The organism is Streptomyces sp. NPDC012474, assembly GCF_042955185.1.
Lineage (GTDB): Bacteria > Actinomycetota > Actinomycetes > Streptomycetales > Streptomycetaceae > Streptomyces > Streptomyces cahuitamycinicus.
In genome coordinates this window covers 172,383-190,588 of sequence record NZ_JBIBEP010000006.1, presented here as the reverse complement: position 1 = coordinate 190,588, position 18,206 = coordinate 172,383, and the positions used below count along the sequence as shown (strand labels likewise).

At 72.3% G+C, this 18,206-nt stretch carries 16 protein-coding genes; 9 read left to right on the top strand and 7 right to left on the bottom strand.

The genetic code is table 11. From position 1 onward, the window contains the following. Positions 1-2 precede the first annotated feature (2 nt). Positions 3-386 carry a cold-shock protein gene (locus tag ACFY9S_RS16085; RefSeq protein WP_033312231.1) on the bottom strand — a complete coding sequence of 128 codons (384 nt, stop codon included), beginning with the start codon at positions 384-386 and terminating at the stop codon, positions 3-5. A 164-nt stretch (positions 387-550) separates the two neighbouring features. On the opposite strand from ACFY9S_RS16085, the gene ACFY9S_RS16080 reads away from it, so the two are divergent. Continuing rightward, positions 551-799 (top strand): hypothetical protein, encoded by a 249-nt coding sequence (locus ACFY9S_RS16080; protein WP_391128170.1) that lies wholly within the window; start codon positions 551-553, stop codon positions 797-799. On the opposite strand, the gene ACFY9S_RS16075 is transcribed toward ACFY9S_RS16080, so the two are convergent. Further along, the gene (locus ACFY9S_RS16075) at positions 778-1,401 is read right to left on the bottom strand and encodes a haloacid dehalogenase-like hydrolase (protein WP_391128167.1); all 624 of its coding nucleotides are present in this window, start codon (positions 1,399-1,401) and stop codon (positions 778-780) included. The two genes, ACFY9S_RS16080 and ACFY9S_RS16075, sit on opposite strands and share 22 nt — an antisense overlap. A 243-nt stretch (positions 1,402-1,644) precedes the next feature. After that, the gene (locus ACFY9S_RS16070) at positions 1,645-2,643 is read right to left on the bottom strand and encodes a hypothetical protein (RefSeq protein ID WP_391128164.1); all 999 of its coding nucleotides are present in this window, start codon (positions 2,641-2,643) and stop codon (positions 1,645-1,647) included. Positions 2,644-2,797: 154 nt separating this feature from the next. Between ACFY9S_RS16070 and ACFY9S_RS16065 the strand changes: the two genes are divergently transcribed. From ACFY9S_RS16065 to ACFY9S_RS16055, 3 genes are all read left to right on the top strand, one after another. After that, positions 2,798-5,338 carry a helicase-associated domain-containing protein gene (locus ACFY9S_RS16065; protein WP_391128161.1) on the top strand — a complete coding sequence of 847 codons (2,541 nt, stop codon included), beginning with the start codon at positions 2,798-2,800 and terminating at the stop codon, positions 5,336-5,338. A 169-nt stretch (positions 5,339-5,507) separates the two neighbouring features. Further along, entirely contained in the window at positions 5,508-5,639 is a 132-nt protein-coding gene (locus ACFY9S_RS16060) for a hypothetical protein (protein ID WP_257784341.1), read from the top strand. A 98-nt stretch (positions 5,640-5,737) separates the two neighbouring features. After that, complete coding sequence (locus tag ACFY9S_RS16055) at positions 5,738-5,926, top strand: hypothetical protein (RefSeq protein ID WP_391128158.1); 189 nt, start codon at positions 5,738-5,740, stop codon at positions 5,924-5,926. Here ACFY9S_RS16055 and ACFY9S_RS16050 read toward each other — a convergent pair. After that, complete coding sequence (locus ACFY9S_RS16050) at positions 5,904-6,086, bottom strand: ATP-binding protein (protein WP_391128792.1); 183 nt, start codon at positions 6,084-6,086, stop codon at positions 5,904-5,906. The two genes, ACFY9S_RS16055 and ACFY9S_RS16050, sit on opposite strands and share 23 nt — an antisense overlap. 287 nt (positions 6,087-6,373) lie before the next feature. On the opposite strand from ACFY9S_RS16050, the gene ACFY9S_RS16045 reads away from it, so the two are divergent. Next, complete coding sequence (locus ACFY9S_RS16045) at positions 6,374-8,017, top strand: DNA repair helicase XPB (protein WP_391128155.1); 1,644 nt, start codon at positions 6,374-6,376, stop codon at positions 8,015-8,017. Between the two features lie 13 nt (positions 8,018-8,030). Here the strand turns inward: ACFY9S_RS16045 and ACFY9S_RS16040 are convergent, their stop codons facing one another. Next, the gene (locus tag ACFY9S_RS16040) at positions 8,031-8,219 is read right to left on the bottom strand and encodes a hypothetical protein (RefSeq protein ID WP_102913497.1); all 189 of its coding nucleotides are present in this window, start codon (positions 8,217-8,219) and stop codon (positions 8,031-8,033) included. 326 nt (positions 8,220-8,545) lie between these two features. Between ACFY9S_RS16040 and ACFY9S_RS16035 the strand changes: the two genes are divergently transcribed. Beyond that, the gene (locus ACFY9S_RS16035; protein ID WP_391128151.1) at positions 8,546-10,585 is read left to right on the top strand and encodes a UvrD-helicase domain-containing protein; all 2,040 of its coding nucleotides are present in this window, start codon (positions 8,546-8,548) and stop codon (positions 10,583-10,585) included. Between the two features lie 184 nt (positions 10,586-10,769). Here the strand turns inward: ACFY9S_RS16035 and ACFY9S_RS16030 are convergent, their stop codons facing one another. Beyond that, complete coding sequence (locus ACFY9S_RS16030) at positions 10,770-11,462, bottom strand: copper homeostasis protein CutC (RefSeq protein WP_391128148.1); 693 nt, start codon at positions 11,460-11,462, stop codon at positions 10,770-10,772. Positions 11,463-11,565: 103 nt separating this feature from the next. Further along, positions 11,566-12,246, bottom strand: a complete 681-nt coding sequence (locus ACFY9S_RS16025) for a maleylpyruvate isomerase family mycothiol-dependent enzyme (protein WP_391128145.1) — start codon at positions 12,244-12,246, stop codon at positions 11,566-11,568. Between the two features lie 46 nt (positions 12,247-12,292). Between ACFY9S_RS16025 and ACFY9S_RS16020 the strand changes: the two genes are divergently transcribed. From ACFY9S_RS16020 to ACFY9S_RS16010, 3 genes are all read left to right on the top strand, one after another. Beyond that, positions 12,293-12,964, top strand: coding sequence for a hypothetical protein (locus ACFY9S_RS16020; RefSeq protein ID WP_391128142.1), 672 nt, complete (start codon positions 12,293-12,295; stop codon positions 12,962-12,964). Between the two features lie 36 nt (positions 12,965-13,000). Beyond that, a complete protein-coding gene (locus ACFY9S_RS16015; protein ID WP_391128139.1) occupies positions 13,001-13,339 on the top strand; it encodes a hypothetical protein in 339 nt (112 codons plus the stop codon). A gap of 166 nt (positions 13,340-13,505) precedes the next feature. After that, positions 13,506-18,200 carry a caspase family protein gene (locus ACFY9S_RS16010; RefSeq protein ID WP_391128136.1) on the top strand — a complete coding sequence of 1,565 codons (4,695 nt, stop codon included), beginning with the start codon at positions 13,506-13,508 and terminating at the stop codon, positions 18,198-18,200. Positions 18,201-18,206: the final 6 nt, after the last annotated feature.

Genomic DNA, 18,206 nt, shown 5'->3' with positions numbered 1-18,206 from the left:
CCTCAGACGTCCAGTTGGTCGGCGACCGCGCGCAGCAGTCCCGCGATCTTCTTGCCGGCGGTCTTCTCGGGGTAGCGGCCCCGCTCCAGCATCGGCGTGATGTTCTCCAGGAGCGTCGTCAGGTCCTGCACGATCGAGGCCAGCTCGTCGGGCTTCTTGCGGGTCGCGGCGGCGACGGACGGGGTCGGGTCCAGGATCGCCAGGGACAGTGCCTGGTCGCCGCGCTGCCCGGCGACCACGCCGAACTCCACGCGCTGACCCGGCTTGAGGGTGTCGACTCCGGCGGGGAGGACGGAGGAATGGACGAAGACGTCACCGCCGTCGTCGCGGGAGAGAAAGCCGAAGCCCTTCTCACTGTTGAACCACTTGACCTTGCCGGTAGGCACGTCTGTCCTCGTCCTCGTACTCGTCGGAAAACTGCTTCTGGAAACGGCTCTTGATAGCACTCGGGCGGGCCGTACGGACCCGCCGGTACCCAGGCTAATGCTCTTGCAGCCGGTGACAAGACGTCACCCGGTTGTTCCTTCGCGCTGGGAACTACCCTGGTCGGGTGCGTGACAAAACCCAAACGAATTCCACCGCTCCCGGTGACCGCCTGGTCCGTGCCGGAGCCGTCGTCTTCTTCATCGGCGCCGTGGCCACACTGGTCACTGTCGCCCCGTTGTTCCTCGGGACGTCGCCCTTTCCGACGTACATGTTCGGATTGAGCATGCTCATGGCCGTCGGATTCCTGATGGCCGGTGCGGGAGTGCTGCGTTCCGTGGCGGCGGGCCGGCGTCAGGCGCGCGCGGGACGGTAGTCCGAAAGCCACCGCGGGAATTCGGTCAGGTCGGTGAGGACGACGTCGGCGCCCGCCGCGCGCAGTTCCTCCGGAGGGCAGGGGCCGGTCGCCACCGCGACCGCGAGGGCCCCGGCGGTCCGGGCGCCGCGCACGTCCCCGACGTGGTCGCCGACATAGATGCCCGCGTCATGCTCGCGCAGCGCCTCGGCCTTCTGCTCGGCCCACAGGTCGCCGATGACGGCGTCGGGCTCGATGCGCAGATGGGCGAGGTGCAGCTTGGCGTTGGGCTCGTACTTGGCGGTGACGACTATCGCGCGTCCGCCGGCCTCCCGTACGGCCGCGATGGCCTCCCGGGCGCCGGTCATCGCCGGGGTCGCGGCGATGGCGATCGACGGGTACATCTCCCGGTACAGGTCCGCGACTCCCGCGACCTCCTCGGCCGGGAACCAGTTGACCAGCTCCTCCGCCAGCGGCGGCCCGAGCCGGGTGACCGCCAGGTCGGCGTCGATGTACGTCCCCGTCCGCTCGGACAGCGCCTGGTAGCAGGCGCGGATGCCGGGACGGGAGTCGATGAGGGTCATGTCGAGGTCGAAGCCGACGGTGAGTGCCATATGGGCCATTGTGCCCAGGCGGGGTGAACGGCAGACGTCCGCCTGTGCCCGGCCGCCGCGAGGGCTGTTCGCGGCTGGCGTGACGGCTGTGACCGCCGACGCGACGGCCGTGCCCGGCCCGGCGCGAGGCCTGGGACCGGCGACTCGACGCCTGGGACCGGCCCGGCGTAAGCGCTGGAACCGGCCCGGCGCGACGCCTGTGACCGGCCCGGCACGAGGCCTGGGAGCGGCTAGCGCGAGGGCTGGGAGCGGCTAGCGCGAGCGTTGGGAGCGCCATACCAGGAACAGTGCCGACGCCACCGCCGCTCCCCGCACCACCCACGGCCAGGTCTGGGCCACCGCGTCGTTCATGTGGCCCTCGGCGATCGGGTCGCCCCAGCGGCCGTTCATCCGGCCCCACAGCCAGACCAGGCCCCCCGCCACGGAGAGGCCGGGCAGGATCACCACCGCCCACTTCGTCTCGGCCTGGGACAGGCGGCGTGAGGCGTAGGCGATGAGCCAGCCGAGCAGGAGGACGAACCAGTTGCCGAGCACGGCACCGGCGACGAGGAGTGCGGCCGCGGCCAGGAGGAGCGGGTTGCTCCAGCCTCCGGCGGGCAGGCGCGGCAGTCGGCGGCGGCTCCCCTTCCCGGCCGCCTCGGCCACCTCGGCCGCCTCGACGACCGGTTCCGTCTCCTCCGCCGCCGGCTGCTCCTTCCCGGCCTTGCGCGGCGCCGGCGGCTTCAGCAGGTCCGGCAGCTCGACGCCGCCCACGAAGCCGGGCACCTCGTCGCCCACGCCGAAGGGACTGCTGTCCACCCGCCACCAGTCCGGCCGGACCGCACTGTCGCCCAGCTCGTGCCCGGCGGCCAGATGCGGCGGGGCCGGGCCGTCGGAGGGCGCGGGCTGCGACTCCGCGGCGGGCCGCGCCGGGCGGGGACGCGGTACGACGCGCCGCACGACTCCCTTCGCCCGCTCCTGCGGTTCGGCCTCGCGCTGCACGGGGACGGCGGCGGGGGCGGCACTGTGCGGCTCACCGCCCGTGCCGCCCGCCGCGGCGGTCACGATGTCGTCGGGGCTGCCCAGCCGGGACAGGATGCGGCGGACGGCGGCGGGCGAGTCGACGGTGGCCTTCGCGCGGCGCTTGTCGATCTCGTTGCGCAGGTCCGCGACCAGTCGCATACGGGTGGCCGACGACAACTGCCGCTGCTGGGCCACGTCGCCGACGCGGCTCAGATACTCGTAAACGACCTGGTCGCTCTCAATCCCCACGAAGTCCCCTCCGGGGCGGGTGCGTTGCGTGACGCCGTCGGACGACGGTACCGCGAGGACCGGCGGGGCGGCCAAAGCCCGTCCCGCGTTCGGGGGGGCGAGGCGGCTCACAGTTGCCCCCGGCCGCCGGGGGCGACCCGCTACCGTGGGCCGGATGAGCACCGAGGACAGGCCCCCGGCCCCCCGCTCCCTCGCGGAAGCGCTCCGCGCGCGGGGCGACGCCGCGCTGGGCGCGCTCCTGCGCAGCCGTCCGGATCTCATCACGCCCGTCCCCACCGACCTGACCCAGCTCGCGACCCGCGCCGGTACCCGTGCCTCGGTCGTGCGGGCCCTGGAGCGGCTGGACCGGTTCGCGCTGCAGACGGCGGAGGCGCTGGCCGTGGCGGCGGACCCGGCGGACTACGGCGAACTGCTCGGGCTCATGGCAGGGGACGACGCCGACCCGGCTGTCGTCGCGGCCCTGCCGCACGCCGTCGACCTGCTGCGCGAGCAGGCCCTGGTGTGGGGTGACGACGACCGGCTGCGGCTGGTCCGCACGGCGCGCGAGCTGCTGGCCCCCTCGCCGCAGCACCCCTCGCCGACGGGGCTCGGCCCGACCGTGCGGGAGGCCACCGCGGGGATGTCCCCGGGGCGGATCCAGGAGATCGTCGCGACCGCCGGGCTGGCCTCGACGCACGACTCGGTCTCCGCCGTGACCGCCCTGGCCGGGCTGTTCACGGACCGGGCCCGGATGGCCGCGCTGCTCGCCGGCGCCCCGGCGGACTCCGTCGAGGTGCTGGAACGCCTGGTGTGGGGGCCGCCGTACGGGCAGGTCACCGCCGATCCGGCGGCCCGGCTGCGCTGGCTGCTTGACCGCGGACTGCTGCTTCCGACGGCGCCCGGGACGGTCGTCCTGCCGCGCGAGGTAGCCCTGCATCTGCGGCGGGGCCTGGCGCACCGGGTGCCCGAGCCGGTGCCGCCGGTCGTGGAGGCGGCGACCGTTCACCGTCCACAGGTTGTGGACAGCGCCGCGGCCGGGCAGGCGTACACCGCGCTCGCGACCGTAGAGGAACTGCTGAAGGACTGGGACGAGGGCGGTCCGGCGGTGATGCGGGCCGGTGGGCTGAGCGTGCGGGACCTGAAGCGGACCGCGGTCGCCCTCGACGTGCCCGAGCCGGCCGCCGCGTTCTGGGTGGAGCTGGCGTACGCGGCGGGCCTGATCGCCTCGGACGGCGAGGCGGACGAGCGGTACGCGGCGACCCCGGCGTACGACGAGTGGCTGGAGCAGCCCCCCGCCGAGCGCTGGTCGCGGCTGGTCACGGCGTGGCTGGCGGCGACCCGGACGGCCGGTCTGGTGGGCGGGCGGGACGCCAAGGACCGTACGTTGTCGGCGCTCGGGCCGGGTCTGGACCGCTCGGCGGCGCCCGAGGTACGGCATCGGGTGCTGGCGCTGCTGGCCGGGTTGCCGGAGGGCGCCGCTCCGGCCGCCGGGTCGGTGCTGGCCCGGCTGCGCTGGGAGCGGCCCCTGCGCGGCGACCGGCGTGAGGACGACCTGCGCGGCCGGCTCGCCGAGTGGGCCCTGTCCGAGGCGGAGCTGCTGGGCGTCACCGGCCGGGGCGCGCTGTCGGCCCAGGGCAGGGCGCTGCTGGGCGCGCCCGCGGCCCCCGCGCCGAGCCCGGCGGCGGAGCCCTCCGGCCCTGGGGACAAGCTGCCCGTCCACCACCATCACCGACCCGCCCCGCTCGCTCCCCTCTCCCCCGCCGAACAGGCCGTCGCCTCCGCCGCCGCGGCCCGGCTGGTCGCCCCGCTGCTGCCCGAGCCGCTGGACCACGTGCTGCTCCAGGCCGACCTGACGGCGGTGGCGCCCGGGCCCCTGCGGCGGCCGCTCGCGGACATGCTGGGCGTGCTGGCGGACGTCGAGTCCAAGGGCGGGGCGACCGTCTACCGGTTCACGCCCGGCTCGGTGCGGCGGGCGCTGGACTCCGGGCAGGCCGCCTCCGACCTGCACGCCTTCCTCGCCGCGCACTCCCGCACGCCGGTGCCGCAGCCGCTGACGTACCTGATCGACGACGTGGCCCGCCGGCACGGCCATCTGCGCGTCGGCGCGGCCTCGGCGTACGTGCGCTGCGACGACGACGCGGTGCTCAGCGAGATCCTCGCCGACAAGCGCTCGGCCGGGCTCGGGCTGCGCCGGCTCGCCCCGACCGTGCTGGCCGCGCAGGCCGATCCGGCGGGACTCCTGGAAGGCCTGCGGGCGCTGGGGTTCGCGCCGGCCGCCGAGTCCGCCGAGGGTGATGTGCTGATCACCCGCGCCCTGGCCCACCGCACCCCGCCCCGCACCCCGCCCGAGCCGGTCCCGGACGGCCCGCCGGTCCCCGACGACACCCTTCTGTCGGCCGCGCTGCGCGCCATCCGGGCCGGTGATCTCGCCTCCACCACCCCGCGCAAGCCCGGCTCCGCCCCGGTGGCCGCCGGCGAGCTGCCCCGCACCGGTGCCGCCGAGACCCTCGCCACCATGCAGGCCGCCGTCCTCACCGGCGAGGCCCTGTGGATCGGCTACGTCAACGCCGAGGGCTCCGCCAGCCAGCGGGTCATCGCCCCGGTCCGCGTCGAGGGCGGCTTCGTCACGGCGTACGACCACACCGCGGACGAGGTCCTTACGTATCCGCTGCACCGGATCACCGGGGTCGCGGAGCTGGCCGGCGACGCGGGCTGACGGCGGTTCGCGGCCCGTGTCACCCGTTCGGGTGCAGGCGGGCGTTCATGCACGCCACACCGGGGATGTCCCACGCTCGGGCGAGCTTCCCAGGCGTGCCGCATCACGCCGGCTGCGCGGGGGCAGCCACCGGGTGTCCTGTGAGCTTGACCGAAAGGAAGTGCCCCGCATGCGCGTTGTCCGTCGAGTCGCCGCCGTCCTCGCCACCGCCGCCCTGATGACGTTCGGTGGGCTCGCCACCCCGGCCTCCGCGGTGAGCATCGATGTCGCCGGTCTCGTCCTGGAGACACCGCAGATCTGATCCGCTCCCGCGCACCCGTCGGGCCGGTCCAGGCGTCCCGGACCGGCTCGCGGTGCGGTGTCCTCCGCCCCTCAGCCCGTGAAAGGCCCTGCCACCCCATGCGTGAGAACCTGCCCGCCGTCGCCGTCTGTGCCGTCGCGCTCGTGGGGGTGCTCGCGTCCTCGGCCGCCGCGGCCCCCGCGCTGCCGCTGCCCCTGCCGGCCGCCGCCGTGGAACCGCTGGTCACCGAGGGGGTCTCCATCGAGGGCCCGCTCGTCCAGAACGTCAGTCTGCCCACGTTGAAGTAGCGCGGCGGGTGCGGTGGCTGTCGCCGTCCAGCCGCACGATCTCGGCGTGACGGGCGAGGCGGTCCGTCCTCGCCGGGGCGGACGGGCCGAAGACCTCGTCCCAGCGGCCGAGGGGGCGGTCGCTGGTGAGTGAGGCCCTTTCGCAGCGGTGGAAGAGCAGGCCCCCGGCGCCGCGTCGCAGGGCGTGCAGCCGACCTCGTCGACGATCAGGAGGGGTGATCGTCGAGAGCGGCCGGCTCCGCGTCGGGCCGGCCGGCGGCCCGGGCACCGCAGAGCCGGGCGGTCCGGTCGGCGGCGGTCGCGAACAGCACCCGGTGCGACCGGATGCGCAGATCACACCGCCCGACGCGGCCACCTGACGCGGTTGATCAGGCACACTGGACGTTTGGCCGAGGCATCGCACTGTCGAGCCGTCCGAGCCCTCCGGCCGTAGAAAGGGTGCCGCGCGTGAATGGTCCGCTGATCGTCCAGTCCGACAAGACCCTGCTCCTGGAAGTCGACCACGAGCAGGCCGACGACTGCCGCCGGTCCATCGCCCCGTTCGCGGAACTGGAGCGGGCGCCGGAGCACATCCACACCTACCGCGTGACCCCGCTGGGCCTGTGGAACGCCCGCGCGGCGGGGCATGACGCCGAGCAGGTCGTGGACGCGCTCGTGCAGTACAGCCGCTATCCCGTACCGCACGCGCTGCTCGTCGACGTCGCCGAGACGATGGACCGCTACGGCCGTCTCACCCTGTCCAAGCATCCGACCCACGGCCTGGTCCTGACCACCACCGACCGCCCGGTGCTGGAGGAGATCCTGCGGTCGAAGCGGATCGCGCCGCTGGTCGGCACCCGTATCGACCCGGACACGGTCGTCGTGCACCCCTCCGAGCGCGGCCAGATCAAGCAGACGCTGCTGAAGCTGGGCTGGCCCGCCGAGGACCTCGCCGGGTACGTCGACGGCGAGGCGCACGACATCGAGCTGGCCGAGGACGGCTGGGCGCTCCGGCCGTACCAGAAGCAGGCCGTCGAGAACTTCTGGCACGGCGGTTCGGGCGTCGTCGTCCTGCCCTGCGGCGCCGGGAAGACCCTGGTCGGCGCCGGGTCGATGGCGCAGGCGAAGTCGACCACCCTCATCCTCGTCACGAACACCGTCTCCGCCCGGCAGTGGAAGCACGAGCTGGTGAAGCGCACGTCGCTCACCGAGGACGAGATCGGCGAGTACAGCGGGACGAAGAAGGAGATCCGGCCCGTCACGATCGCCACGTACCAGGTGCTGACGACCCGGCGGAAGGGCGTCTACCCGCACCTGGAGCTGTTCGACTCGCGGGACTGGGGTCTGATCGTCTACGACGAGGTGCACCTGCTGCCCGCGCCGGTCTTCAAGTTCACCGCCGACCTCCAGGCGCGCCGGCGGCTCGGCCTGACCGCCACCCTGGTGCGTGAGGACGGCCGCGAGTCGGACGTGTTCTCCCTGATCGGTCCGAAGCGGTTCGACGCGCCGTGGAAGGAGATCGAGGCGCAGGGCTACATCGCGCCCGCCGACTGCGTGGAGGTCCGGGTCAACCTGACCGACTCCGAGCGGCTCGCCTACGCCACGGCCGAGACGGAGGAGAAGTACCGCTTCTGTGCGACCACCGCGACCAAGCGGAAGGTCACCGAGGCCATCGTCCGCCGCTTCGCGGGGCAGCAGATCCTCGTCATCGGCCAGTACATCGACCAGCTCGACGAACTCGGCGAGCACCTCGGGGCGCCCGTGATCAAGGGTGAGACGTCGAACGCGCAGCGGGAGAAGCTGTTCGGCGCCTTCCGGGAGGGCGAGATCAGCGTGCTCGTCGTGTCGAAGGTCGCGAACTTCTCGATCGACCTGCCCGAGGCGACGGTCGCCATCCAGGTCTCGGGCACCTTCGGCTCACGGCAGGAGGAGGCCCAGCGCCTCGGCCGGGTCCTGCGCCCCAAGTCCGACGGCCATCAGGCGCACTTCTACTCGGTGGTCGCCCGGGACACCATCGACCAGGACTTCGCCGCCCACCGCCAGCGCTTCCTGGCGGAGCAGGGCTACGCGTACCGGATCATGGACGCGGACGAGCTGCTGGCGGAGAACTGACGGGCCGGTCCGCTCACTTGCGGCGGACCACGCCGACTTCCTCTCCGTACTGACCTAGGACGACCACGTCGAAGGCGGCGCCCGCGAAGACCTTGACGGCGCGCAGGGCATCGCCGAGGCGGTGGCGGTGGCTGCCTGCCACGGCGGTGGCGCCGGGCGGGCGGCCCGGTGCCGGGGCGGGGAAGATGGTTGCTGCGCTCATGTCTCCATGGTGCGTTTTCGTCCGTAAAGCCCGCGTCGGTCTCGGGACCGAACCTTCCGGCGGCCGGTGTACGCCCCTGGGGTGACCCGGCCCCCTCAGGGAGGAGGGCTCCGTCCCCTAGGGGACGAGGGGACGGGGGCTCCGAGGGGACGAGGGCGCGCCGAGGGGACGAGGGGACGGGGAGTGAAAAACCGTTCGCGGCCGGCACTCCCGCTCCTCTAAGATCTCCGCTCTTGCCCGCCTCCGCCACGGAGTGCCGCCGACCGGACGGAAACCGGCCGGTATCTCACCGCCCACTCTTCTGCAGGTCCTCCGGAGGCACCCCCTTGTCCACGCCCGTCGACGACCCGCTCGCGCATGAGCGCTCCCACCTCTCCGCGTCCCGTTCCGCCCTGCGTGCCATGCGCGAGGGCGTCGAGGCCCTCGACATCAGTGACGTCACCGCGAACTGGGTCAACGCCGAGGCGCTGGCCCACCAGATCGAGAAGCGCATCAAGGCCCTCGCCGACCTCAGCGGCACCCCGCTGTTCTTCGGCCGGCTCGACTACCTGCACGCCCCCGGCGCCGAAGAGGCGGAGGGCGCGGCAGGAGAGCGCTTCTACATCGGCCGACGGCATGTGCACGACCACGACGGCGACCCCATGGTCATCGACTGGCGCGCGCCGGTCTCGCAGCCCTTCTACCGGGCCTCCAAGAAGAACCCCTTGAACATCGCGCTGCGCCGCCGCTTCGGCTACACGGGCGGCGACCTCACGGCGTACGAGGACGAGCACCTCTCCGACCCGGGTGAGGCGGCCCGGACCAGCAAGCTGCTCCAGCAGGAGATCGAGCGGCCGCGTGTCGGCCCGATGCGGGACATCGTCGCGACGATCCAGCCCGAGCAGGACGAGATCGTCCGGTCCGGCCTCTCCGGCACGGTGTGCGTGCAGGGCGGCCCGGGCACCGGGAAGACCGCCGTGGGCCTGCACCGGGTCGCCTACCTCCTCTACGCCCACCGCGAGCGGCTCGCCCGCACCGGCACGCTGGTCATCGGCCCGAACCGGTCGTTCCTGCACTACATCGAGCAAGTCCTGCCCGCGCTGGGCGAGTTGGCCGTCCAGCAGGCCACCGTCGACGACCTCGTCGCCCACGTCGAGATCAAGGGCACGGACGACGCGACGGCCGCCGTCGTCAAGGGTGACGCCCGGCTGGCGCAGGTGCTGCGCAGGGCCCTCTACTCGCACGTCACGATGCCCACCGAGCCGGTCGTGGTCGTGCGCGGCTCCCGCCGCTGGCGGGTCCCGGCCTACGAACTGGAAGAGCTCGTCCGCGAGTTGCTCGACCGCGACATCCGCTACGGCGCCGCCCGCGAGGCCCTGCCGCAGCGCATCGCGCACGCCGTGCTGGTGCAGATGGAGCGGTCGGGTGAGGCGCCGGACGACCGCGTGCAGGACGCGGTGGCCCGCAACAGCGCGGTCAAGGCGGCGGTCAAGGCGGTCTGGCCGGCCGTCGACCCGGCCAAGCTGGTGCTGCGACTGCTGTCGGACGCGGAGTTCCTCGCCGAACACGCGGCGGGGATCCTCGACGAGGAGGAGCAGAAGGCGGTGCTGTGGGCGAAACCGGCGCGCAGCGTGAAGTCGGCCAAGTGGTCGCCCGCGGACGCCGTCCTGATCGACGAGGCCACCGACCTGATCCAGCGCACGCACTCGCTCGGCCATGTCGTCATCGACGAGGCGCAGGACCTCTCCCCCATGCAGTACCGGGCGGTGGGCCGCCGCTGCACCACCGGCAGCGCCACCGTCCTCGGCGACCTGGCGCAGGGCACGACACCCTGGGCGACCCGGAGCTGGCAGGAGGCACTGGAGCACCTCGGCAAGCAGGACGCCCTGGTGGAGGAACTGACGGCCGGTTTCCGTGTCCCGACGGACGTCATCACCTACGCCTCCCGGCTGCTCCCGCACATCGCCCCGGGCCTCACGCCGGTGGTGTCGATCCGCGAGAACCCGGGCCACTTCGAGGTCCGGCCGGTCTCCGGCGGCAAGGACGTGGTCGAGGCCTGCCGCGAGTCGCTGCGCCACGAGGGCTCGACGGGCCTGATCGCGGCGGACGCCCGCGTGCCCGAGCTTGCGGAGGCCCTGACGGAGGCCGGCATCCCGTACCTCGGCCCCGGCGAGGAGACCACCCAGGACACCCGCCTGACCCTGGTCCCGGCATCGCTGGCGAAGGGCCTGGAGTACGACTACGTCGTCCTGGACGACCCCCGCGCGGTGGTCGACGGCGAACCGGACGAACGAACGGGCCTGCGCCGCCTGTATGTGGCGCTGACGAGGGCGGTATCGGGCCTGACGGTGACCCACACGACCTCACTGCCGACCCAACTGGCTTAGGGGTCGGGGGGGCGCCCAGCTGCGAGCATGCGTGCCGCTGGGGGCGATGGGGGTCCCCCTGCTCGAGCGAAGCCGAGAGCTTGGGGAGGGTGGGCGCTGGGGGTACCCCCTACTCGGAGAGCTTGGGGGAGGCGCCTCGTCGCGCCGAGCTGCGCCCCGGCCCCAGCCCCACGCCGAGCACTCCTCAAGACGCGTCCACCGCAGCCCGCCACTCAGCCACCGCCTCGGCAGAGACCGGCTCGTCCCACCCCCGCGGCCGAGCCGCCCCACCGATATGGAACCCGCCGACCCCGGCCTCCGACAGCACCGGCACATGCTCCAGCCGCAACCCACCCCCCACCAGCAACCGCTGCTCGTACCCCGGCTCCCCCGCCCGCCCCGCCTCGGCAAGCAGCACAGGAAGCCCGTCGTCGACCCCACCCGACGCCCCCGCGGTCAGGTACGTGTCCAGCCCCGGCATCCCGTCCAACTGCTTGCGCAGGGCGTCACGGTCCGCGGCCCGGTCGATCGCGCGGTGGAACGTCCAGGGGCAGCCGTCCAGCACCCCCACGACCCGCTCCACAGCGGCCAGATCGACCACCCCACCCGCGTCGAGGAACCCCAGGACGAACTCCTCCGCCCCTGCCTCCCGCAGCTCACCGGCCGCACGCACCAGCCGGTCGACATCCCCCGCCCCGAAACCGTCGGCCGACCGCAGCATCACCCGCAGCGAGATGTCGACCGCCCGGCGGATCCCGGCGACGGTGGCGGCCGGCGGCGTGAGCCCGTCGGCCGCCATGTCGGTGACCACTTCGAGGCGGTCCGCGCCTCCCGCCTGGGCGGCGACCGCGTCCTCGACGCCGAGGGCGATCACCTCCAGGACTGCACGCTTGCTCATGGGGCCCCTTCGTCGGACGGGCGCCGGCGTTCGGCGACAGGTCTAGTCCAATCAAAGACTACGCTGCCCATTCCCGCCGGATCCGAAGCCCCCGAGCCCTGCCTCAGCCGTAGATGTTCAGCTCCTTCGCCTCCACCCCGGCCAGCTCGAACGCCGGCGCCCCGTCGACCGGCCGCCCCGCGTACAGCCGTACGAGTGTCGGCCCGTCCCCGATGAAACGGCCCGGGGTCCGCTCCCCGCCGCTCTCCCCCAGCCGCAGCGGCTCGTCCAGGTCGTCGAGGTCGGCGTGCAGCGGCACGTGCCCCCGCTCGCGGGTGATCCGGGCGAGCAGCGCGAGCGCGTCCGGCAGCCCGGCGCCGCCGTACGCCCCCGGTTCGCCGAGGGCGTCGCGGACGTCCCCGGCATGCACCCACTCCCCGAGGGCGAGGCCGTCCAGCCTGCCGCCGGCCCGGGCGATCGCGGGCCCGGCCGCGCCCATCCCCCGGTCCAGTTCGTCGACGACCTGCACGTCGCTCCAGCCGGCCCGGTCCGCGATGTCCCGGTCGTTGGCCTCGGGCGAGAACACGCCCTCCTCGAACCTGCCCTCCGCCACCCGGGTCAGCGCGGCCGAGCAGTGCGCCAGCACGTCCCGCACCGTCCAGCCCGGGCACGCGGCGACAGGCAGCGCGAAGTCCTCCCCGGCCCGGTCCCGCAGCAGCGGGATCAGCGCGTCACGCTCGATCGTCAGCAGCCGCCCGGGCTGCTCGGGGTCCCGTACGTCAGGCACATCAGCAGGAGTCGTCATGACCCCTACGCTAGGGTCTGTCCCCGCTCAGCGGGAGAATGCCCCCATGGCCGACATCGACTCCCTGCGCACCCGCTTCGCCCGCACCCTGGAAGCGACCCGGGGGCCGGCCGGCGGCCCGGACCCGCTGCCGTACGCCGACAACCTGCTCACCCGCTGGCAGGAGCCCCAGCGCCGCTACCACACGGTCGGGCACCTCACCGCGGTCCTCGACCGCGTCGACGAACTCCAGCGGTACGCGCACGACCCGGACGTGGTCCGGCTGGCCGCCTGGTTCCACGACGCGGTCTACCTGCCCGACCGCTCCGAGAACGAGGAGCGCTCGGCCCGCCTCGCCGAACGCGCCCTCGCCGAAGCAGGCGTGCCCGGCGCGAAGACCGCCGAGGTGGCCCGCCTGGTCCGGCTCACCGTCACCCACGACCCCGCCGACGACGACCCCGACGGCCAGGTCCTGTGCGACGCCGACCTCGCGATCCTCGCCTCGCCCCCGTCGGCGTACGCCGCCTACACCGCGGCCGTCCGCGAGGAGTACCACTTCGTCCCGAACGACGCCTTCCGTGAGGGCCGCGCCGCGATCCTGCGCCAACTCCTCGACCTTCCCCGCCTGTTCAGGACACCGCACGGCACCTCCGCGTGGGAGGCCACGGCCCGCTACAACCTGCGGTCAGAGCTGGAGCTGCTCGAGGATTCGCCTTCCGACTCACGCTCCGCGCCCTAGGGTTGGGCGCACCGCGCCAACAGGGAGGGAACACGGATGGACAACACCAACGAGCCCGACGTCATCGAGCCGAGCCTGCCGTTCTGGGTCACCATCACCGAGGAGGGAGACGACGACTCGATGGGCCTGTTCGGCGGCGGGAACGGCGAACCGGCCCTGCGCTCTGTCCCATTGGGCCCCCTGCGCAAGAACCTCGCCGAGACCGTGGACGCTCTCCAGCAGTTGTTCGCGGACGCCGCGGCTCGGGGAGGCACCCTCCCACTCGCTGAAGCCCAACTGTCCATCCAGGTCACTGCGAGCGGCGGCATCCAGCTCCTCGGAACCGGCCAGATGCAGGGCACCCGCGGACTCACCCTGGTCTTCAAGCGCCCCTGAGAACACTGCTCAACCAGGGACGCGACAACCGCCCCGTGAACTAAAGTTGTCGGACGAACGGTCGAGGGGCAGGGGGATGGCATGAGCGGCAGCGCGGCGAACCGGAGCACAGCGGCGACCACGCCCGCGAGGGTCGCCACGGTCCGGCCCGTCTGACCCGCCGCGTATGCCCCAGCACAAGGCGCTGCTCATCGGAGCAAGCGACTATGACGACCCACGCATCCAGGACCTGCCGTTCGTCCGCGACGACCTGCAGCGGGTCCGGGACGTGCTGGTCGAGCGCGGGTTCCAGTCGGCGGAGATCGTCGAGAGCAAGCGCGGCATCACCCCGAACACCGTCAACGGCCGGATCCGCGCCTTCCTGCGTGACGCGGCCCAGGGTGACACGCTGCTGGTCTTGCTCAGCGGACACGGGCAGCACTTCGAAGGCAAGGACTTCCTGATCCCTGAGGACGCCACCTTCGACGTGGGGGTCTTCGCGGACAGCTGCATCGAGATCGGCTGGGAGCGGGAGCTGGAGGACTCCGCCGCGGCCCATGTCGTCTTCCTCGTCGACGCCTGCCGCGAGGGCATCGACCGCGACACCATGGCGGCGCCGCCCGGCGTCCAGCCCTGGCCCCGGCGCAAGGTGGCCAACGCGCTGCGGCGCAAGGTGGCGTACGTGCACGCCTGCACAGCACCCCAGTTCGCGCTGTTCGTCGGCGAGAAGGAGACGGTCCGGCCAGGTTTCGACCCCGGTACACAGGCGGGCGAGTCTTTCAGTCTCTTTTCCCGTGCCGTGGCCGACACGATCGCGGCGGGCCCCCACGCCCTGCGTCTGCACGAGTTCGCAGCGCGGATCCAGACCCGGGTCGAGGAATTGCACCGCGCCTACGGCAAGACACGCGCGCCCCAGCAGGTCACCGTCGTCACGGAGACCGCGGCCGCCCCCGGCAGGGAGGACTTCCCGCTGCTGCCGGGCCCGGACCGCCGCACCGAGGCCCACCCTTGGATCCGCTCAGCGGAACGGCACCCCATCTGGCAGCGCACCCCGGACGGGCCCGCCCGGCAGCACCTCCAGGAGACCTGTGCCGCCCTGGCGGCCCGGCTCGCCGCCGCGTACGAGAGCACCACGCCCGCCCTGCGCGACGATCCCTGGCACGACGCCGAACTGGCGCAGCGCACCCACGTCAGACTGGGCTTCCTCACCCGCCTGCTCGCCGACGGCGAGCGCCTGTCCCCGTCCGAGGCGGCGCTGGCCGTCCTGCTGCCCCTGGTCGAGCAGGCCTTCTGGGCCCAGGAGGCCGCACAACGGGTCGGCGTGCTCGGCACGGACCTGTGCGCCGACGGGCCGGACCACATCCGCTTCCGCAAGTTCGGCCAGGGCTTCCCGCGTCTGAAGCGCCGGCTGCTCACCCTGCACGACCGGACGGCGGCGCGCGGCTCTGTGGAGCGGATCCGCTGGTGGCAGTTTCACCGCTGGCTGATCCAGCAGCCGGAACTGTACGCGGCGGAGGCTCTCAAGTCTCTTCTCGGCGAGGTGGCGGGGGGCTCGGACCAGCCCCCTTGGGTGGCTGACGCACTCTCCGCGGACCGCCTGATGCGGCTGCTGAAGGAGCACCGCACGGCACCGTTCTCCGTGCGTCGGGCCGTCACCCGTTCCGCGGGCGGAACGTCCCACGAAGAGCACGACGTCATCGCGGCCGCCACGGGCGACGAGCACGAAGTGCGTACCCACCTGGTCTCCGCCTTGCTCAAGGCGGCCTACGCGATGGCCGTGGACCCCGTCGACCTGCCCGAGATCGTCGTGGAGCACATCGGCATCTACGACAGCGTCGATCTGCCCGAACTCCTTGCCACCGTGCGCCGCTCCGACTGGCGCCATTCCGGTGTGGGCCGATCCCTGAACGCGGTGTGCACCCACCCGGCCGTGCAGATCGCGCTACGGGAACACGCCACCCGCGTCGACGCCCTGCTCCGGGAGATCAACCGCGGCGGCAATCCGGCCCTGACCGCGCTCGGTGCGCTGCCGCCCTACGCCGACGGCAGCCGGGTACGCCTCGACGGCAACAGCCCCGACCAGTTCTCCGACGGCATCCGCTTCCAGCTCGCCGAGGACCGTGTCCAAGAACTCCTCATGGGCGAACAGCTCTACGGCGACCGTGAGCTCGCGGTCCGGGAGCTGTACCAGAACGCGCTGGACGCGCTGCGCTACCGGGACTGCCGCACGCAGTACCTCCAGCGCACCGGACGGGCCGCGGCCCCCTTTGAAGGCCGGATCGATTTCGTCCAGGGCGTCGGCTCCGACGGTCGGCCCTACCTGGAGTGCCGCGACAACGGCATCGGCATGGGCATCAACGAACTCGGCAGCGTCTTCTCCCAGGGCGGCACCCGCTTCGTCGACCTCCCCGAGTACATCGAGGAACAGATCGCCTGGAGCGAACTCCCCGAGCCAAAGCTCCGCCTGTACCCCAACTCACGTTTCGGCATCGGCGTCCTGAGCTATTTCATGCTGGCCGACGAGATCGTGGTCCGCACGTGCCGCATGGGCCGCGACGGCCGCCCCGGACGTCTCCTCCAAGTGACGATCGCGGGGCCGGGGAATCTGTTCCGGGTGGAGGATCTGGGGGAGGGAAATGAGCCGGGGACGACGGTCCGGTTGCTGCTGTCGCGGCAGGGCAAACGAGTGTCGTGCGTGGAGGCGTTGCAGCGGTTGCTGTGGGTCGCGCCTTATCGGACGATAGCGGTGCATCACTCTCGGGAGCACTGCTGGGCGCCAGGCGAGTTGTCGCGGATCGCTCTTGAGACGGAGCTCGCGAGGCTTCAGCCGAACAATCGGTTCGGGCCCTACGTGTGTCTCCCTTCAGACTCGCCCGACCTCTGGTGGGTCGACCATCACGGCATCATCCTGTCGGACGGGTTGTTGACAGAGTTCGACAGACCGGCAGGCAGAAGGCCCGCTGGGCTCCCGTACGGCATCGTCATGAACCTGCATGGCGAACACGCCCCGGTACTCACGGTGGACCGCTGCAAGGTTCGCTCCTTTGACGCAGAACACGTGCGAGCCGTCATGACCGCCGCGGCGCCCAGTCTCGCCCGCCCCGGCCTCTCCCTCCCCACGGCCGAGTGGCTGGCGGACGTCAGCGGCCGCACGATCCGGTTCGGTGACCTCGTCGCTGAACTGGCATGCCGAGCGAACTTGGAATGGCGGATCGGCGATGTCTCGCTTCCCTTCAGCGAGGTCGGCTACTTCCCCCCGGATGCAGCCCTCCTCCCGCTGGTGACCGGCAGGTACCCGGAGCATCACAAGCCCTCAGCGGCCCGGTTCTTTCACACCATGCCGACCGCGGTCCTGCGCTGGCGTCTTCGCACGTTGTACCGGACGGGCATCGGTGGTCCGATCTCACTGCCCGAACACGACGCCTCCGACGAACTGCGAGCGCGACCGTCGGACCTGATGCTGTTCGCCGGAGATCTCTACGATCGCTTCCCCCGGTGGGACTCGGCGTGGCGTGAGTGGCCGCGGCAGTATCCGTGGCAGCGCCCCGTGAAGCTCTTCAGTGCGCTGTTCCAGTGGCGGGACCCGGCCGAGCAGGTCAGTGCCGCCCACGTTTTCGATCTGAGCCAACGCGCGAACCTCCCGCCAGCAACCGTCGTCCGTCGAGTAGCCGCTCTCGACTACAGAGTCGCGTCCCTGGGGGGATGTGCCGACGCGGAATGCGCGGACCTCCCCCTCCTGCGAAGGGCGGGCAGCTCATCGGGCTGGCTGCTTCCCGGGGCATCACTCTCCGTGGCGCAGATCTGCGCCAGCGCGGTGCGCGCCACGTGCTCCACCGATCAGGCCGCGCGGCGTCTACAGGAACTGGGCTTCACCGTGCCTGAAGGGCTCCTGTCCCGGGACGGATGGACCGTCCAGGAACGGCAGATCATCCTTCACCTGTGGTCGGCACATGCCGCTCCGCCTTCGCTGGAGGCCCTTTCCCGCGTCTCCCGAGCACAGCTGATCTCGGTGGCGCACAAGGCAGACACGAACGTGGGGCATGTCGCAGAGTTCCTCGAGAGCCTCGGGTTCGAGATGCCGTCGGGCGCGTCGGAAATCCCAGAACTGGTCGAGGAGGACCGGGCACTCCTCCACTACAAGGGTCACCGTCCCTGGGTGGACCAGGAGGTCTCGCTCCTCTACCTCGCTGCTGTCGCCCGTCGCGCCCACAAGCCTCTACACGACGTGGCCGCCCGGTTGCAAGAACTCGGTTTTGTCGTGGCGACCGTACCCGCGGAAGAAGACCGGCTCCCGTCCGCAATGGACATCGCTCTGGTGAACAACAGCAATGTCAGGCTGGACACCAACCGACCGCTGGAAGTGAGTCGTGTGGCGCACTGTGCGCAACTGGCTGGCCTGCAATTGACCCAAGCGATCGACTCCTTCTCCACGTGGGGCTTCAGCTGCTCCATCACCGCTCGGGCGGCATCGCGGGTGCAGGATACGGACCCGACGTTCCTGCTGTTCGGGATGGTGCATGACCCCTCCTCCTACGGCCCTGTTCCTGCAGCAGCCGTCCATGCGACAGGCGACCACGCCGCAGCCTCACTCAACGACTTCGGCTACGACGTCGTACCCCCTTCCAAGGCCTGGACCAGGGAACGCGAACTGGAGAAGGATCTGATCGGCGCCCTCACCACCGAGGAGGCCCCCCTCACCACTGCGTCCCGCCCCGACGACGCACCACTCACCCTCGTCACCCTGGCCGTCGCAGCGATGTCAGCCACCAAGACGCTCCGCGAAGCCGCCCTCAAAGCCACCGAGCTCGGCATGCGCCACGAGATCGAGGACTGGTTCCCCGCCTCGGAAAACCCATCGCCGGAATCTCCCACCGTCTCGTAGCCTCCC

Bases quoted from the DNA above. Each gene is read 5' to 3' on its own strand.
- ACFY9S_RS16030 (WP_391128148.1), bottom strand. From the start codon at position 11,462: ATGAGCAAGCGTGCAGTCCTGGAGGTGATCGCCCTCGGCGTCGAGGAC.
- ACFY9S_RS16015 (WP_391128139.1), top strand. From the start codon at position 13,001: ATGGACAACACCAACGAGCCCGACGTCATCGAGCCGAGCCTGCCGTTC.
- ACFY9S_RS16075 (WP_391128167.1), bottom strand. From the start codon at position 1,401: ATGGCCCATATGGCACTCACCGTCGGCTTCGACCTCGACATGACCCTC.
- ACFY9S_RS16040 (WP_102913497.1), bottom strand. From the start codon at position 8,219: ATGAGCGCAGCAACCATCTTCCCCGCCCCGGCACCGGGCCGCCCGCCC.
- ACFY9S_RS16020 (WP_391128142.1), top strand. From the start codon at position 12,293: ATGGCCGACATCGACTCCCTGCGCACCCGCTTCGCCCGCACCCTGGAA.
- ACFY9S_RS16065 (WP_391128161.1), top strand. From the start codon at position 2,798: ATGAGCACCGAGGACAGGCCCCCGGCCCCCCGCTCCCTCGCGGAAGCG.
- ACFY9S_RS16055 (WP_391128158.1), top strand. From the start codon at position 5,738: ATGCGTGAGAACCTGCCCGCCGTCGCCGTCTGTGCCGTCGCGCTCGTG.
- ACFY9S_RS16010 (WP_391128136.1), top strand. From the start codon at position 13,506: ATGCCCCAGCACAAGGCGCTGCTCATCGGAGCAAGCGACTATGACGAC.
- ACFY9S_RS16060 (WP_257784341.1), top strand. From the start codon at position 5,508: ATGCGCGTTGTCCGTCGAGTCGCCGCCGTCCTCGCCACCGCCGCCCTG.
- ACFY9S_RS16025 (WP_391128145.1), bottom strand. From the start codon at position 12,246: ATGACGACTCCTGCTGATGTGCCTGACGTACGGGACCCCGAGCAGCCC.